The organism is Thiomicrospira microaerophila (genome assembly GCF_000934765.1).
In the GTDB taxonomy this organism is placed as follows: Bacteria; Pseudomonadota; Gammaproteobacteria; order Thiomicrospirales; family Thiomicrospiraceae; genus Thiomicrospira; species Thiomicrospira microaerophila.
This window is the reverse complement of record NZ_JYNN01000047.1, coordinates 1-15961: the sequence shown is the minus strand read 5'-3', so window position 1 is coordinate 15961 and position 15961 is coordinate 1. Positions and strand designations below refer to the sequence as shown.

The window sequence follows — 15961 nt, the reverse complement described above, 5'->3', positions numbered from 1 at the left end:
CGGATGCGCATTGGGTCAAAATAAGGAATGTGGCCGTGTTTTTTATCGTTATAAAAGCTTCTGGTGTAGAGCTGTTGAATCAGCTCAATATCGCGTTGTGAGAATTTGTGATCCGAGTGGTATTTGCTGAGCAAGTGAACCGTGGCATTGTTTTGTGGGAGCTGATAAAGCCCCACGATGGTTTTACGTTTAGCGCTAAACCATGGCCAGACCTGGTCGGGTTCGAGCTGGTGGGATTTGGCATAGTCCATAATCATCCACAGCAGTGTCGGTGCGCTCAGTAGCAGTTGGCAGGCGGCTTCACTGCGGCTCACAAACCACAGTGCGCTGAAGGTATGGCCTTCAAAGCGTTGCTCAAAGTCTTTGAGCGCCGCTAATACATTGGGCGGGAAGCTTTGTTGCCAGGCCTGGCTGTCCGGTTGATGGGTGAAAAAATCCTTCGATAGGCCTTTGTATTCAAAATAGGCCAAGGTAACGATTTTTGCCGGACGGTTTTTTTAGAAAAAATCGCTAAAATAACATTACTTCGGAAAAGGTAACGCGAATTGCATTTTGAAAAGCTTGGTTTTTTCGGAAAGATTTTGGCGTCAAATCTTGAGTTTTGTAAGTACAAATGCTTATTGTTTTGCATTTAGCCCACATGGTGACACCAGTGTCCCCTTCAAATACCGCATGGTGACACCAGTGTCCCCTTCAAATACCGCATGGTGACACCAGTGTCCCCTTCAAATACCACATGGTGACACCAGTGTCCCCTTCAAATACCACATGGTGACACCAGTGTCCCCTTCAAATACCGCATGGTGACACCAGTGTCCCCTTCAAATACCGCATGGTGACACCAGTGTCCCCTTCAAATACCACATGGTGACACCAGTGTCCCCTTCAAATACCACATGGTGACACCAGTGTCCCCTTCAAACACCGCATGGTGACATTGATGTCCCAAAATTAAAAGGTAACGTTAGTTAAAACGGGTATCGCTTATATGCTGCTGTATTATAACGGTATTTTCAATTATTCGGAAAATCGTCGGGGAAGATTTCGGAAAATCGTCGGGGAAGACTTTACCGTGCTCCGCCTCGATACTCTGGCTGCTGTAGAGCAACAAAACGGGTCGGTTTAGTGAAAGCAACCTTCTAAGTGTTTGAAATTAATTAGACTTTATTAGTTTTTCGGAAAGTCTTCGGGAAAGATTTCGGAAAATCGTTTGAAAGTGCTTTACGAATTACTTGCATGCTAACGCTTTTTCTATACGGATTGACCGAAAAGGCGAAAAGGCTTTGGCTGAAAGGGGGTGGTGAGGGGCTGTTGGGTAAGGTGCCGGCGTCCTAAGTCGCCGATGCTTAGTGCAAATCTAATATACCAGAATTCTAGGCATGCCTTTTGTTACGCTTAATAGAGCTAGTTGACCGTCAAAATCTCATCAATCCGGGTGGTATAACGCGGCGAACAATGATTGCGGCGCATTTCCCAGTGCGCTTTGTGATGCAACCCCTCTGCCGCCAACTGCACACTGCCCCGCCCCATAGTTTGATTGATCTTATCCATGACCGCCATCAGCGCATCGGATTTAGGATTAGCCGAAAACTTAGGGTCTTGGGCAAACACATCTAATTGCATCGCGCCCTTGGGTTGAATATCCGATAGCGTAATGGCGGCTTTGTGGTAGTTAAGGTCTGGCTGATAAATACGCTTGAGCGCACGTTTAGCCATTTTCACCAACAAAATAGTGCTATCGGTTGGATAGACTAAGCCATAGGTGTGATGGTTGGCATAAAAGGATTCGCGCTCATTAAACGGGTTGGTGCGTATCGCCACACTGATGTACTGACAGACGGAGCCTTGGGCGCGCAACTTTTCTGAAGCCCGAGTGGTGTAGGTAGCAACCGCTTGTTCCAGATAGTCCAATGAGCTCACCGATTGACCAAAGGATTTGGAGCTGATGATTTGTTTTTTGGCAGGCGGAACCTCTTCTAGCGCCAAGCAGGCCTGGCCGTTGAGCTCCAACACAGTGCGCTCCATGACGACCGAAAAGCGTTTTCTGATACTCTTTAGATCAGCTTGCTTTAAATCCAGCGCGCTATTAATCTTCATACTGATAAGCTGTTCGGAGAGTTTGCGCCCAACACCCCAAACATCGCCCACTTGAATACGCGACAACAAGTTATTAACGATAGGTTCACTCAGTGCGGTGAGATCCAGCACACCGTTATAGCCATCCATTTTCTTGGCTAAATGATTGGCTAGCTTGGCAAGGGTTTTAGAATGCCCAATACCCACCGCAACCGGAAGCCCTAATCCTTGCTGAATGGTTTGTTTGATGGTTTGTTTGATGGTTTGAGCGTATTCGGTTAGATTCCATTTTTGCATCCCACTGAAATCTAAAAACGACTCATCAATCGAATAGATTTCTTGATGCGAAGCAAACTCACCGAGCATGCGATGCATCCGCGCGCTCATATCACCATAGAGCTCATAATTCGAACTAAACACAGCGGTATTAAATCGTTCAAGAAACTTGGCTACCTTAAAATAAGGCTGGAACATCATATTGGTCGGTTTAGCCGATTGATAACCACCCCGCCCATAGTTTTGTGAATATTGTTTAGCCAGGTCTTTGGCGATTTTGTTGGCCGCCACAATACAACCATCATTATTGGAAAGCACCACCACAGGGCGCCCTTCCAATGCGGGATTAAACGTGATTTCACAAGACGCATAAAAACTATTCGCATCCACTAACGCAAACACCGCCATACTTCAAACCTCATTTGATTATCGTAACAATGATATTATTGTAACAACTTTCAATGCACCAAAGTGCGTTTATACCAACAAAAAAACCAGCTCAACTCAAGCCTAATTCAATTGAAGCCCTAAAGCGTTTGCCCAGCCTTCACGCATTAAAAATTAGATGTTCTAACCTCCTTTGCTATGAAATACACACCAAGGTGATATACTAACCACTCTTTAAAATAAGCAAGTGAATATAATATGGCTACAAAACAACGCGGATTCTCTCTAATTTATTTTTTAATCATATTAGGTGTAGGCAGTGGCGTACTGTTATATGCCGTTAAGCCGAGTGTTGAGAGCTTAAAGTTTGCTAAAACAACGGGCGATGTAGCCTATCTCAAAGACGCCAAAAACGCTTTACTCATATTTGCAGCCAGTACGCCTGAGTTGTTTGCTACCGATACCAATGACCCACCCAACTTTTACCCCAGCTCTGAAGTTATTGGACCGGGCTATTTACCTTGCGCAACCGATAGCCCAACGGGTCAAATGATTCATCCTTGTGGCATGAGCTCCGAGGACGAAAATGGATTGGTGATGGGGTACTTACCGCAAAACATGATTGAGCGCCACTTTAGCTTCTACCCTACGCACAAAGTAGCGATTCAATATGTGGTCGATAGCCGCTATGTGTTTAGCAATAACGATCATAACACCTCAAGCAATGTTCTCACCCCGCTTAATCGTAATCAAATTGGTAGCGACCCGGCGAAAACCGATTTAATCCAAGTCGGCAACCAAACCGACATCGTGGCTTTTCTATTAATTGATAGCCAAAACAATGCCGAGGATTATCGTATTGATCCCGCAGCCAAGCAGTTTAATCGCCCTGATCGTCCCGCCATCATCATCACCCTGACACATGATGACTGGTTAGCCGGCATCTGCCCACGCATTATCAGCCAAAAAAACCACCTGGACGCTCTCGATAGCACCCAAGCGCATTGGTATAACGCCAAAAGTTTTAGCAATCCTGTGGGTTCAAACTGGCGCAATAACCCTTGTTAAGTAGCCCTGCACTCAAACCAGTGGATGCTTGAGCTCAGATACAAAATCAAAAGGCCGGCCAATTATAAGGAGTCATAATTGATAGCTACCAAATCCAATCTTAAGGTTTTGCGATCGCTAACCCTGTTGATCATGATCATGGGGTGTGCGCTGCTACTATTTTTACAAGCAACCCCTGTTATTAGTGCACCGGCCAATTTTGATAGAGCCAAGATAGAAACCAAGCAATACGTTTACTTTGATCGCCATCAAGTGGGTGGCGAGTTCTACTGTGGGTGTGATTGGAACTGGGTTGGGCGCTCAGGTGGACGTGTAGATCACGCCTCATGTGGCTATCAGGTTCGCTCTCAAGCAGTACGTGCCGCTCGTACGGAGTTTGAACACATAACGCCGATTAGCGCGGTAGGTCAACAGCGCCAATGCTGGCAAAATGGGGGTCGCCAAAACTGCCAGAAAACCGACCCCGTCTTTAATCTCGCTGAGGCCGACATGCATAACTTGACGATTGCAGTAGGTGAAGTGAATGGTGATCGCTCTAACTTTCGCTTTGGTGTTCTCCCCAGTACGCCCTATCAGCATGGCCAGTGTGATGTAAAAATTGATTTTGCTCAGCGTGTTGCCGAGCCTCGCGATCAAGTTAAAGGCATGGCCGCACGTGTGTATTTTTATATGGCTGACTTTTATGGCGTTACCCTCTCAAGGCAGCAACAACAGCTTTTCATGGCCTGGGATAAACAATTTGCACCCACCGAGTGGGAGCGTGAAAGAGATCGACGCATTGCTAGCCGAATGGGGCACAACAACCCCTTTGTCACGGGCGAGAAATCATGGCACATCGGCTTTAAGCCCTCGCTTTCCGGATTAGTGTCACCGATTCCCGCACATCACCCCGCTGCCCTGCCCAAAAACAACGACGCTCCTGAAACCGCCAACATCGTGCACGCCAATAAAAATAGCAAAATTTATCACCTGGCCCACTGCCCAAGCTTTAATGCGATGTCTGAGGCTAATCGTGTCATTTTTAGCTCCGAAGCCCAAGCCATCGATGCGGGATATCGCAAAGCAGGGAACTGTCGATAATCACAATACAGATACTTAATTAAATTCTCACTCAAAGGACAGACGATGACCCTCCATGACGCCATTAGTGTGATCGAGCAATCTGATAAATTTAAACTGCTAAAAAAATTTAATGGATTAGCTCCCCGCTTTAATAAACCCGGCCCTGAAACACGTAAAGTTTGTTTCCTAGATACCGAAACCACCTCGCTGGATACCGCTGAGTGCAAGGTGATTGATCTAGCCATGCGTATTGTGGAATTTGATGCAGCGGGTAATTTTTACTGTGTTGGCACCGCTTATCAGTCCTTTAACGACCCGGGCGAGCCACTCAGTGATGAGGTAAAAAAAGTCACCGGCTATAGTGATGAAATGCTAACGGGTCAAGCTATCGACTGGAATCAGGTCACAACACTGGTGGATGAGTGCGTGTTGGTAGTCGCGTATAACGCGGGATTTGATCGTCCTATCCTTGAGCGATTTGCTCCTGTTTTTGCTCAAAAACATTGGGGCTGCGCGATGGTGGAGGTGGACTGGTTTACACTCTTTGGCACCAAAGGCAAGCTGGAGTGGCTGGCTTATAAAATTGGTGGGCTCTACTTTGATGCACATCAAGCCTTAGCGGATGTGGATATCATGGTTCAACTCCTCTCACTTCCCGCACCCGATGGTAGACCGGTATTTCATCATCTCTTATCTAAGGCACGCGTTAAAACCACCCTGCTGCGTGCGGTAGGTGCGCCTTTTGAGGCAAAAGACAACCTGAAAGCGGCCGGTTTTCGCTGGGAGGATAATGGCCTAAGGGCAAAAGCGTGGACCAAAAGCTTTAGCGCTGATCAAGTGGATGAGGCCCTCGCCTTTTTATCTTCGCTGGGCTGTAAAAAACCAGAGCGCATTGAGCTCAGCGCTTTAGATCGCTACTCAACACGTGCCTAGAGGCGATTGTCACTCAACCCACAAACGTTTGTCATTGATACCTTATGGAGCTAAACACTTTTAAGGAAAGAGGGTACGTGTTATTATTAACACAAGAAAAACAATGGCGCATCTTGTTTAGACAAGATGCATGTAAATTGTTTAATCTTGTCAGACTTAGCGAGATTATCTAAATAATATGCTACGTTTTTTGAGTTATATTAACGAAGATGGATGGAGAAGGGTATGAGCAAAAAAATTCATTTGTTGCTGGCAGAAAATCATGGCTTAATTCGTGAAGCATTAAAAATGATCATTGAAACGGATCCAGACTTTAAAGTAGTCGCTGAAGCTGAAGATGGTATCGTTTGTATGGAGCAGGTGCGAGCAAAAGATCCTGATGTTGTTGTTTTATCTTTAGCGATGCCTAAGTTAAATGGTTTAAATACTATTAGCCAGCTACGCCGTCGTCATCGAGAAACAAAAATATTTGTTTTAACAGCGGCTGAAACCCCAAGTGTTTGGCAAGAAGCGATTGAGCTGGGTGCGCATGGTATTGCCACTAAACATATCGCTAAGAAAGACTTGTTGGCCGGTATTAAGCAGGTTTTTGAAGGTGAGCGTTTTATTTCTAACGAAATCAAACCGCATGTTGCCAATCTCTTGGATGCAGATTCAAACGTGAAGAAAAAACGCAATATACGCAAGTTATCTGTTCGTGAAAAACAAGTAACCAAGTTGATTGCCGAGGGCTACAAAACAAAAGAAGTCGCTGAAATGTTAGAAATTAGTGATCGCACCGTGTCTAAGCACCGTGAGAACCTAATGACTAAGCTAGGTGCCACATCGCCAGCTGAAATCACTCATTATGCGACAGACTCGGGTTTAACCAAGGTTAAGTTATTAGAAATCGAATAGTTGTTAGTGCTAGGCGGCTCCATGTAGCGCACGCCTAGCGCCAGCACGACCACGCACATCCGCTTCAACTTGCATTTGGCCGGCCTCACCCTTATGACTCGTGCCACCGCTGACAGTGATACTCGACTCCGTTCCATCTTGTGGGTTTTTGGTGATAATGTTAATCACGCCACCCAAAGCATCCGAACCATAAAGCGCCGCCATTGGCCCTTTGATTATTTCCACCCGTTCAATGCTCGCGACAGGAATGCGCCCCGCATCGTAGTTTTTGGTAAACTCGCTAGCCACACGTCGCCCATCAATTAATAACAACACACCCTTGGCGCTAACACCCCGTATCGACATAGCGCGTTGATCTGGATTCATAAACACCCCTTCACTATGACGCAAAATATCTGCAAAGGTCGTCGCGCCAATCGCTTTAATCGCCTGCTCGTCAATCACCTCAACTGAAACAGGTGTTTGCTCGAGTGTGCGTTCGGTTTTAGTGGCCGAGGTAATGGTAATTTTATCCAACACTTGAGTGCCTGCTAATGCAACAGGCGACAATAACGACACACAACACAGCGCGGCAATCGGTTTTAAACGCAACGTTAAACACATAGGAATACCTCAAAAACTTAGTAAAAAAACAAACTAATTGTCTGATAAAAAAAGGCAGCCAATGGCTGCCGAGTTAAGGACTAAAAGAGACATGAAAAAAAACAATAAAGCTTTAGTTATTTGTGGCTAATGCTTAGCTGGCGAAGTACGCACCTACAAGCATCGTTACAAACGAAATCACCAAACAGGCAATGACAATGCTTTGCGTCGCGCCGTCTAACTTGTTTAAATGTGCATTCATAACCTAACTCCAAATAATAAAGGTAACCACTTGATAACGATTACCATTATACACAAACAGTTAATCTAATCAATAATTGTTTTTATTTATTTTAACCATTGTTTACAACTAGGCCTGGTGGGTCACTTTTACATCGAGTTGGCGAGATTGCCGACAACCGTTAAAGGGTTTAAAACGAATGGGCGCATGACTTTCAAAAAGTGTAATCCAATCAAGCAATTGCCAATAGTCACCCGACTCCGGTTCAGCCAAAGACCTTAAACGCTATTGAGTCGCACCCACCTTGTCTTTAAAACTCAAAAACAAATACCATCGAGCCAGTCGATAGCAATAGCATAAATTTTCTGACTAAAGAACGACTGCTTGAATGCCCGCTGCCCCACTCATTACACTGTCCTCTGTGTAAACTACACTCCCCTACTCATAACTAAATCACTACCCATACCTCCCTATCGCCTGCCACAAAAGGGAAACAGGAAACATTTGTTTCCTTTAAAATAAGTTACCCATTTCATTTTTGTTTATAATGAGCGAAATACATTTTGAGGAATCCACCCTATGCAAACCATCTTGAGCTATGAACAAGTCGAAAAAGCCGCCTCAGAGATGCTAGCCAACGGCATCCGCCCTACCGTGCGCGGTGTAATGAGTGTGATTGGGGGAAAGACTGAAACTGTATCGAAATATCTGCGTGATTTTTTTGAAAAACGCGACCAAGAAGTCGCCAGTATGGCCAACCAAATCGGCAGTACCGAAATAGCCAAGCTGATTGCCTCTGAAATTCATACACTGCTAGAGAAACGCACCCATGAAATAGCCGGTGTTGCGCAACGACAAAAACAACAGATCAATGAGCTAGTCGAGCTCCTTGAGGCCAAGCAAGAAGAAATCAACCAAATCACTAGCCAATCTCAATCACTCATTGAGCAAACACAATCTGAAGCACAAGCCAAGATAGACACACTCATGAATCAGCTTAACCAAGCCATACAAGCAGAGCGCGATGGCGCGCATAAAATTCAAGCCGCGCAAGACAAAGCTAACACCCTGATTGAAGCAGCCGATGCCCGTGCGCATAAATATGAAACCGAGGCCCTCACCTATCGCGATGAAATTCAAAAACTCAACATTGAGCAGGCACGATACCAGTTCGAGCAAAAAGACTATCTCAGTGTACGAGCAAAACTTGAAACGCTCGTTGAGCAACAACACCAAACCCATTCAGAACTCATTGAAGCACGTGCCGAACAGCGCGCACTCAATAAAGATATCACTCGTCTGGAGACAGAAAACAAAACACTACGGGCACAACACAACGCTTATCATCAACCACCGGTAGAACACACATAAACCAGAGTGCTAAGCCACTTTATTTTTTAACCATTCATGGCTTTGCCCATGCTCACTGACTAGCGTGATGGTGTTTTAGCTAACACCACACCTGGCCCATTACACATTCTTTGTTAGACATCTCAAATTCCCAACATCATCCCGGCTGACATAAGCGTGGGTTTAGGGCTTATATCAAACCAAAGCAGCTGCTGCTGATCGCCAATCCGGCTGGTTTGTAGTTGCAATGCCTCAAACACATCATCCATGCTCTCGCTCACACCTAAACCGGGCAACGTGAGCGAAGCTTGGCTAAAGAAAATTGATCGCTGTACCGGTGTCTCAGACCAGGCCCGCTGCCACCAATCCATAATCAGCGGCTTTGCATGCAACAGCAAATCCTTCGAGGGCAGTTTGTCACTCTTTGAGAGGTTTATCTGGGTATGGGAAGGTAGCAGATTCCAATTATCATTATTAGGCCAGCGTGCAAACGGCAGACAGTGGTCAATCGCATACGCCTGATTCAAGCGAAGGGGCTTCGCTGACCAAACACAATGCAGCGGTGTCTCTTGAGCTAAGAGCTGATCAACCCGCTGGCGAGCATAATGCGTTGCGTGCTTCGCATCAATCCAGCTCAACTTGCTCAAGATCGTATGTAGCGCCACCGATTGATTATCACTAAAACGCTGCATCAATTGCGCCCACTCCTGTATCGCTACCGGTTCAATCCAGCATGCATACTGACTCATCGTCTGCCATACCCGAATGGGTATGGCGATCTCACCGTACTGATGCAAGGTTTTTAAATCCAAATTGAGTGATTGCTGTTGAATAGGGGTTCGGCTGGTCGACACATCAAACAAGGGTTGCTGTGTACCTGGGTGAGTGATAAATTTAGCCGGATTGTCTCGAATCGTTGTACAAATATGTTTAAGCGTTCGATGCAAGGCGCCCGCCTGCTCGCCCTCAAATCGCTGACCAACCGCAAAGTCCTGTGCGCTGATCCCACCCAGCTGCAACCAGCCATCCTCTTTAACAAACGCTAAACCTTTTGATGCCACGGAGTTTTGTTGTAATCCTGCCTGTAATAAGGGCATATATTGACGCGCCCAATAAAGTGCCACCAACCCTAGGGGCAATATCACGCGATCATCCTCATAGCGCAACACCGCCCCAGGATGACCATCCGCAATACGCAAGAGTGTGCGCATCAACGCCAACTTATAGGTCGCCGCTTTCGCATCATTGATCAAAATCGTGCGAATCAGCGGGAATGCCCCACTGCCATCATCGGGCAACCCAATTATAGCGGTTTCCCAAAACACCTCGGGGCGCTCAAGCTGGTCTTCATCACGCCCTAAAAATGTTATAGTTAGACCTGATTGCTGCGCAAGAGTGTTGAGCTCATCTATCGAGACGGGATACATAACACGTGCGTCAGGTGATGGTCCATGACGTAAACTGATAATGAGTTTGCCACCGGGTTTAAGCAGATTGCTGAGTTTTCGAAAAGCACGCGCGCGTTGCGCTTGCGTAATATGCATCCATACCGCACTCAGCAGGATCAGATCAAACTTCATTTGTAAGCGATAAACTTTAGATAACTCGGGTAAACTGTCATTCACCCAATGCACTGAGATGGATTTTGTTAATGATTTACCACGTAAACGCAACTGCTCGGCCGGCTCCACCGCGACCACATCCAAACCCTTTTGCGCAAAATACAATGCATCGCGTCCAACCCCTGCCCCCACATCAAGCACCCGACCCTGTTGGGGTAAATGATCCGCCAGCCAGGCCTGATGCACAGATTCACAACTAATGGCTAAATACTGATCTTCAAAATCCTGTGCGTTAGCGTTATAGACATCCAGCGTGTTATCACTCATCCTCACAGCCTATTGCGACAATCCGCTACAACTTGATCCATCTGCGCAAACGATTGGGTTTTGATTTGAGAAAGGGAGAGGTTTTGTTCTAACTGAGCGATAATCTCGCCAAAAACAACATTGTCTTCTCTACCCCCTATAAGCTTAAGATAATCGCCATTTGGATCTTTATAGCCGCGCGCCTGCCGGTAATGATTTAATAAGTTTTTGGTTAGATACGCATGATGAATGGCAACCTGATCCATCTCAAGCTTTGCAAACACACCAAACAAGTGCTGTAATAATTTGGCATTTTCACCCGTTAGCGTATGCAAACTAATGGCTTTAAAATAAGCCACCCAATTTAGGCCCGTTATGGGATGAGCATAAGTGGCCTCCAAGACTTCAACCACTGTTTCTATGGAATTTATTTTTGATTGCGCATAGCTTTCAACAACCAATTTTGAAACCACAAAATGTAGGATATCCACGGTTTCAACACGCAGATTTGCTAAATCGGTTTGACCCGCCTTCCACCATAAATTATACAACCTTGATAAGGCTTACATTAAAGTAAGTCGTTGAAAATAGTGCATTATGCACACTGTAAGACTTTTTAAGTTTTTTCATGGTTATAAACCCCTTTAATTTTGGTTGATCCGTATTACTTTACCACTTGCCATTTCCGCTTTTAGTTTAACATTTTCGTTACTCAGCGTGGCGTTGATGGAAGTGAGCTTGCGTATATCGGATTCAAGCTGCTCAATGTAGTCTCGTAATTCCTTGTTCTTAGCCTTCTCAAGCTTCAGTTTTTCACTCTTTTCATCCCGTTGAGACTTGTGCTCTTTGCCAATGATTTCTCGGACTTCTGCTGCTATTTCAGGGTAACGATTATGAATGGTTGAGTCTGACACTCCCGCTTCATCTGCCAGCGCACTGATACTAATTTTGCGTTTCTTATCGACTACTTTTGGTCTGCCATGCTTTAAGCGTATCAGGGCATTTCTAATTTCTTTTTCGGTTGAGTTAGACATTAGATACCTCTTTCACTTCATTCCACATACCAAGGTCTTTTAAAACACGTTCACAACGCTCAATATCCCGTTCCACACGCTGTTTTCCTGCCTCACCAATGTCATCTATTTGTCTTAATTCTAATTGCTGAATGTAGATGCCTTTAAAGTATTCACCATGCCGTTTCTTCTCGATAATGGATCCATCACAATCAACACATTCGGTTCCCTCGATCACGGAGCGCCCACCACAGCCAGCATTATCAGAGGTACACCATGAGTGACCAGTTGAGCGCAAATGCACAGTATCTGAAATGCGCTCCGCCATCGCCGCTCGGTTCTCAAAAGTCTTAACAGACTCATTGCTTGACCGATACGAGATCAATTTTTTGGCAAGGCCACCCGTGATAATCGTATCTTCATCTAAAAACTCCTCCACGCGTGCGATTTTGAAGTTTTTAATTTGTATCGCGATTTCATCGTAAAGCTCTTCGTCTTGGGATCGATTTGCTGAATAAAGCAAAGTCATGTCCATTCCCCAATGTTTAAAATGCTGTTTGAGGTAACGTAAATCACCATAAGCTGACTGCGCCACATAAACCGCAAAGGTGCGTCTAAATCGGTGGGCGGCTAACCCTTTAACGCCAAGTGCATCACCAAAGGCTTTTAATCGCTGGCCAAAGGCATAATTACTCAACGAGTTCACCTGATTACCTTGTTGCAATGAGTTGGTCAAAAACAGGTGATTCTTAAAGCTCTTAATCTTCAACCCTCTAGGGCTATGCGGATCGTTAGAAAGCAGTTCCGCTTGCTCTTGCCATAACCTTTCTTGTAATGGTTTGATATAGGCTTTTTGCACCTCAATGGCTTGGATAACAATTTCAGGAACAAGCCATTCGGTATAGCCCTCATGCGTCTTACTAGAGTGCGATTTTAACCAGTAATAGACCTCTTCTTCATTATCCTCAATGCGATACGCATCGAATTGAATAGCACAGAGTTCGTGAATACGGATACCTGAAAAAGTGAGAATAATAATTGCCATTGCACCAGGGATGTCGCTGTACATAGCGTTAAATTCTTTCAACCCTGAATATCCTTGGGGCTTGAGAAAACGATTGGTAATGGCGGCACTTATATCAGACTTTCCCTTGATTGTTTCAGCGAGTTTGACTCTCTCAATTTCAATTTCTGATTGAATTTGAATTAGGTTATTCGCTTGTTCCAAAACCTTGTTGCAGTGGTTTATCAGCACTTTGAGTTCATCATCAGGAATGACTTGAGTTTTAGCGGTTTTCTTCCCTTGAGAATGATTCCCCGCTAAATAACTTGCAGAACTCTCCATCCAAGGATGCTCAAACGACCATTGCGTTCCTTTGAGATTGTGATACAGAGTTTCAATCGCTAAAAAACGATGAGTTAAAGTGCCTTTAGACAGTGGTTTTTTGGTTTTTTTGGAAATCTCCGTTTTGCACTGGTGAACATAGTTGGCGCAATGCAAAGGGGTAATGCCAGTGGTGCTTTGGACACCAATGCTGTTCAAGTATGCAAGAAAAGGTTTCAAATGCTTAAACACACCGAGCAAAGTAGCACCCGAAGGGTTTTGCTTAATGTCGTAATGCTTGAGCGCAAACTTGACCGCTTCCACGAACTGACTTGGAATTGTATTAAAGCGGAGTTTCTTTTGATTATCCATTGTGTTCGATGGAAAACGAGCATCCTCTAATCGCCATATATCATCACCGTATTGGCTGATGACTTTATGGCTTCCATCAGGTAGTTGATAAGACGATATTGGCAAGACTTTTAGCACTGAGTCATCGAGTTCATGCATTTTTTGTGGGCGGCAATAGTCGGTTGCGCTGATTTGTAATACTTGACTCATGCGACAGCCTCCTCCAATTGATTGCGGTGTTTCCAAGCAGGGTGAGGATTGGCTTGGGCTTCGGCTTTTATCGTTGCCACATAGTCTGCATCGAATTGTGGCGCAATATCACGGTCAATGATGCGAATGATGTGCGCAAAGTATTTGCTCCAACGCTTTGCCCCAATTTGCTCACGCTCATAGACAATCAGCCAGTAGAACGAGAATAGGCGATACAGGTCTTCTTTTGTCACGACCATATTGCGACAGCGCACACAGCTTAAAAAGTCGGTACAGTAGATTTTATTGCCGTTTTTATCGGAACGATTTGAAATATCAGAACATTTGGAAACAGGCGTGTTATTCTCAATCACTTTCACATTTGAGAGCAGTTCTTTTGTTCGTACCTTACCCATGTAATTAAAGTTCTTCTCCGCTTCTTTTGGCGCTTCAAGATAGTGTGTTTGCGAGACTTTAAGCGAATGGTTCGCCAAGGCCGCTGTGACAAATGGATCACCACCTGATAACTCCCAAATACGGTTTTCAAAAGTCTTCCTGAAGCGTGAGATATTGACTTGCAAAGGGTCGCCACTGTCGTTCTTCAAGTCTTTTACTTTGACCCATTTTTTAATGTTGGCTTTGAGGGTATTGTTCATGGCTGTAGTAATTTTACCCAGTGCTATGTTGCCATTTGCACTAGTTGCACGATAGCAAAACACTAAACCCGTGCCGCTCTCAGCTCTTAAAGACTGATTCATGTCGATGACATGCTGAACCATGACCGCAACATCTGTCAAGACCGTCTGTACGTTTTCAACATTGGTTGAGTGACGCAGATTCTGGATGTGCGTTGCATTGCCTCGACGCTTGTAGAGCACCAACAGTTTACGGTTTTCTTTTAATGGATGGTCTTGAATGGAGTCCGTAGTCATTTCCAGAAGTGGTGTCGTATTCATACCAGAACGCAGTGCTATCGCTAACAATATGATGGTCAAGTCATAACTGTTTAATGGCTCGTTTTTCTTCAGAATCTTGTTTACATCAACCTTTAACGCATGAGCCACACGCTTACGCTCGGCTTTAGAGAAGGCTGTTTGTCCTTTCATTTTCCGATTCGAGTTAGGGAATGGGTTCTTCGGAAAATCAAAACGATTAAGCCAACCCATGCCTTGCATTTTGATGAGAATAGATTTTGTTTGCGTGTAAAAGTTTTTAGCTGAAGAACCATTTGGGTAATTTTTTTTTAGATGCTGGATATAGTTTTCAGTCAATTCAAAGGTAATATCTAATAACCCCAGCTCTCGATTCATGGCTTTTGTATAAATCGCAAAATACTGAGCAAAATATGAAAACCCATTGTAGCAATAATTTGAAATGGTTGAAGTTTCCACCACCGACTCAGAGAGCATGATTTCAATGGTTTGTTGTACTGCACTGGTAATTGAATCAATGCCTTGACCATAGTGTTGCGTGAAGTCGTAATTTCGTTGGTTCTTTGCATTTACACCAAACGACACGACCTTATTTTGCGGGATGTTTGTCTGTAAAACAGGTGTTGTGACAACGACTCCATCTTGGTCTACCACAGGGGCTAAAGGAGCTTGACTAAAGTCTTTACGTTTTTTCATGCTAACCCCTCCGCTTCAAGGCAGATTTGGTCAATATCTTGGTCATATTCAGTCATCAAATCGCCTTCTAAGTCCTCAAGGTAATGCAGATAGATTTGTGTGGTTAGAATGCTAGAGTGGCCTAAACGGTCTTGAACATAAACCAATGCGTTTCCTCGATAATCCGGGTTGTTTTTAAGTCCATACAGCTTAAATGTTGCATAAGTATGTCTAAGACTATGCAGGCTAATATCTTTTCGCCCGACAATCTCTTTAAGTTTCGTATTCAGTATCGAGCCTTTTATCGAATAAGGTCGCCCAAACCGATTCAATAGCAATGCTTTCTGTTCACTGACCTCATTCTTTACTAGCAATTCATATCGTTCATGCAACTTGTACTGCCACAGCCGCTCATATAGGGATATAGGGATATGAATTGTTCGTTCCTTATTGCCTTTTGTGCCCCCTTGCCCGTTTATCACCGCCATATCCTTGGAACTCAATACAACCGGCACAATCGCCTTACCACGCTTGGTTTTAGGGTCTTGTATGTAACTCTCTGGAAACGTCATCAATTCCTCTTTACGCATGCCTGTTTGAAGGGCTAAACGATAAATTAGTTGCTGAGAGATAAAACACTGGTGAGCCATTAAAGTTTTGACCTCTTGTTTAGTCAAAATCTGTAAAGCGGCAACATTTTCTTTAAGCATCACATTAGCCGTATTTTTTTGGTTTCC

General features: G+C 44.7%; 15 protein-coding genes. 5 read left to right on the top strand and 10 right to left on the bottom strand.

Annotated elements, in window-relative coordinates:
• Together NA59_RS11010 and NA59_RS11005 are read right to left on the bottom strand one after the other, a co-directional pair.
• A partial coding sequence (locus tag NA59_RS11010) for a hypothetical protein (protein ID WP_044412438.1) occupies window positions 1-470 on the bottom strand: 470 nt, incomplete at its 3' end.
• 934 nt (window positions 471-1404) lie between these two features.
• Window positions 1405-2760, bottom strand: a complete 1356-nt coding sequence (locus NA59_RS11005; RefSeq protein ID WP_044412435.1) for a Y-family DNA polymerase — start codon at window positions 2758-2760, stop codon at window positions 1405-1407.
• Between the two features lie 237 nt (window positions 2761-2997).
• On the opposite strand from NA59_RS11005, the gene NA59_RS14475 reads away from it, so the two are divergent.
• The 4 genes from NA59_RS14475 to NA59_RS10985 all read left to right on the top strand — a co-directional run bounded on the left by NA59_RS14475 (window position 2998) and on the right by NA59_RS10985 (window position 6699).
• Entirely contained in the window at window positions 2998-3807 is an 810-nt protein-coding gene (locus NA59_RS14475; RefSeq protein ID WP_052501629.1) for a type II secretion system protein, read from the top strand.
• 78 nt (window positions 3808-3885) lie between these two features.
• Window positions 3886-4887 carry an endonuclease gene (locus NA59_RS10995; RefSeq protein ID WP_198401099.1) on the top strand — a complete coding sequence of 334 codons (1002 nt, stop codon included), beginning with the start codon at window positions 3886-3888 and terminating at the stop codon, window positions 4885-4887.
• A gap of 45 nt (window positions 4888-4932) precedes the next feature.
• On the top strand, window positions 4933-5802 hold the full coding sequence (locus NA59_RS10990; RefSeq protein ID WP_044412432.1) for a 3'-5' exonuclease: 870 nt from the start codon (window positions 4933-4935) through the stop codon (window positions 5800-5802).
• Between the two features lie 225 nt (window positions 5803-6027).
• Window positions 6028-6699 carry a response regulator gene (locus NA59_RS10985; protein ID WP_044412429.1) on the top strand — a complete coding sequence of 224 codons (672 nt, stop codon included), beginning with the start codon at window positions 6028-6030 and terminating at the stop codon, window positions 6697-6699.
• A 9-nt stretch (window positions 6700-6708) separates the two neighbouring features.
• On the opposite strand, the gene NA59_RS10980 is transcribed toward NA59_RS10985, so the two are convergent.
• Complete coding sequence (locus NA59_RS10980; protein ID WP_044412426.1) at window positions 6709-7302, bottom strand: TonB-dependent receptor plug domain-containing protein; 594 nt, start codon at window positions 7300-7302, stop codon at window positions 6709-6711.
• 349 nt (window positions 7303-7651) lie between these two features.
• Window positions 7652-7795 (bottom strand): hypothetical protein, encoded by a 144-nt coding sequence (locus NA59_RS15150; RefSeq protein ID WP_157792602.1) that lies wholly within the window; start codon window positions 7793-7795, stop codon window positions 7652-7654.
• A 306-nt stretch (window positions 7796-8101) separates the two neighbouring features.
• Here NA59_RS15150 and NA59_RS14470 point away from each other — a divergent pair, with 306 nt between their 5' ends.
• Window positions 8102-8893, top strand: a complete 792-nt coding sequence (locus NA59_RS14470) for a DNA-binding protein (protein WP_052501628.1) — start codon at window positions 8102-8104, stop codon at window positions 8891-8893.
• A gap of 122 nt (window positions 8894-9015) precedes the next feature.
• On the opposite strand, the gene NA59_RS10970 is transcribed toward NA59_RS14470, so the two are convergent.
• The 6 genes from NA59_RS10970 to NA59_RS10945 form a co-directional block, all read right to left on the bottom strand.
• A complete protein-coding gene (locus tag NA59_RS10970) occupies window positions 9016-10761 on the bottom strand; it encodes a methyltransferase domain-containing protein (protein WP_044412423.1) in 1746 nt (581 codons plus the stop codon).
• A 2-nt stretch (window positions 10762-10763) separates the two neighbouring features.
• Window positions 10764-11291 (bottom strand): dUTP diphosphatase, encoded by a 528-nt coding sequence (locus NA59_RS10965; RefSeq protein ID WP_044412420.1) that lies wholly within the window; start codon window positions 11289-11291, stop codon window positions 10764-10766.
• Between the two features lie 93 nt (window positions 11292-11384).
• A complete protein-coding gene (locus tag NA59_RS10960) occupies window positions 11385-11774 on the bottom strand; it encodes a 26S proteasome regulatory subunit family protein (protein ID WP_044412417.1) in 390 nt (129 codons plus the stop codon).
• Entirely contained in the window at window positions 11767-13638 is a 1872-nt protein-coding gene (locus NA59_RS10955) for a site-specific integrase (RefSeq protein ID WP_044412414.1), read from the bottom strand. The genes NA59_RS10960 and NA59_RS10955 overlap by 8 nt, the downstream gene beginning before the upstream one ends.
• Window positions 13635-15245, bottom strand: a complete 1611-nt coding sequence (locus NA59_RS10950) for a hypothetical protein (protein WP_044412411.1) — start codon at window positions 15243-15245, stop codon at window positions 13635-13637. Before NA59_RS10950 ends, NA59_RS10955 begins: the two co-directional genes overlap by 4 nt.
• A partial coding sequence (locus NA59_RS10945; RefSeq protein WP_044412408.1) for a tyrosine-type recombinase/integrase occupies window positions 15242-15961 on the bottom strand: 720 nt, incomplete at its 5' end. The genes NA59_RS10945 and NA59_RS10950, both read right to left, overlap by 4 nt.

Coding starts and splice junctions, on each gene's coding strand:
- NA59_RS14470 (WP_052501628.1), top strand. CDS start 8,102: ATGCAAACCATCTTGAGCTATGAACAAGTCGAAAAAGCCGCCTCAGAG.
- NA59_RS10960 (WP_044412417.1), bottom strand. CDS start 11,774: ATGTCTAACTCAACCGAAAAAGAAATTAGAAATGCCCTGATACGCTTA.
- NA59_RS10985 (WP_044412429.1), top strand. CDS start 6,028: ATGAGCAAAAAAATTCATTTGTTGCTGGCAGAAAATCATGGCTTAATT.
- NA59_RS10950 (WP_044412411.1), bottom strand. CDS start 15,245: ATGAAAAAACGTAAAGACTTTAGTCAAGCTCCTTTAGCCCCTGTGGTA.
- NA59_RS10990 (WP_044412432.1), top strand. CDS start 4,933: ATGACCCTCCATGACGCCATTAGTGTGATCGAGCAATCTGATAAATTT.
- NA59_RS10955 (WP_044412414.1), bottom strand. CDS start 13,638: ATGAGTCAAGTATTACAAATCAGCGCAACCGACTATTGCCGCCCACAA.
- NA59_RS11005 (WP_044412435.1), bottom strand. CDS start 2,760: ATGGCGGTGTTTGCGTTAGTGGATGCGAATAGTTTTTATGCGTCTTGT.
- NA59_RS14475 (WP_052501629.1), top strand. CDS start 2,998: ATGGCTACAAAACAACGCGGATTCTCTCTAATTTATTTTTTAATCATA.
- NA59_RS10980 (WP_044412426.1), bottom strand. CDS start 7,302: ATGTGTTTAACGTTGCGTTTAAAACCGATTGCCGCGCTGTGTTGTGTG.
- NA59_RS10970 (WP_044412423.1), bottom strand. CDS start 10,761: ATGAGTGATAACACGCTGGATGTCTATAACGCTAACGCACAGGATTTT.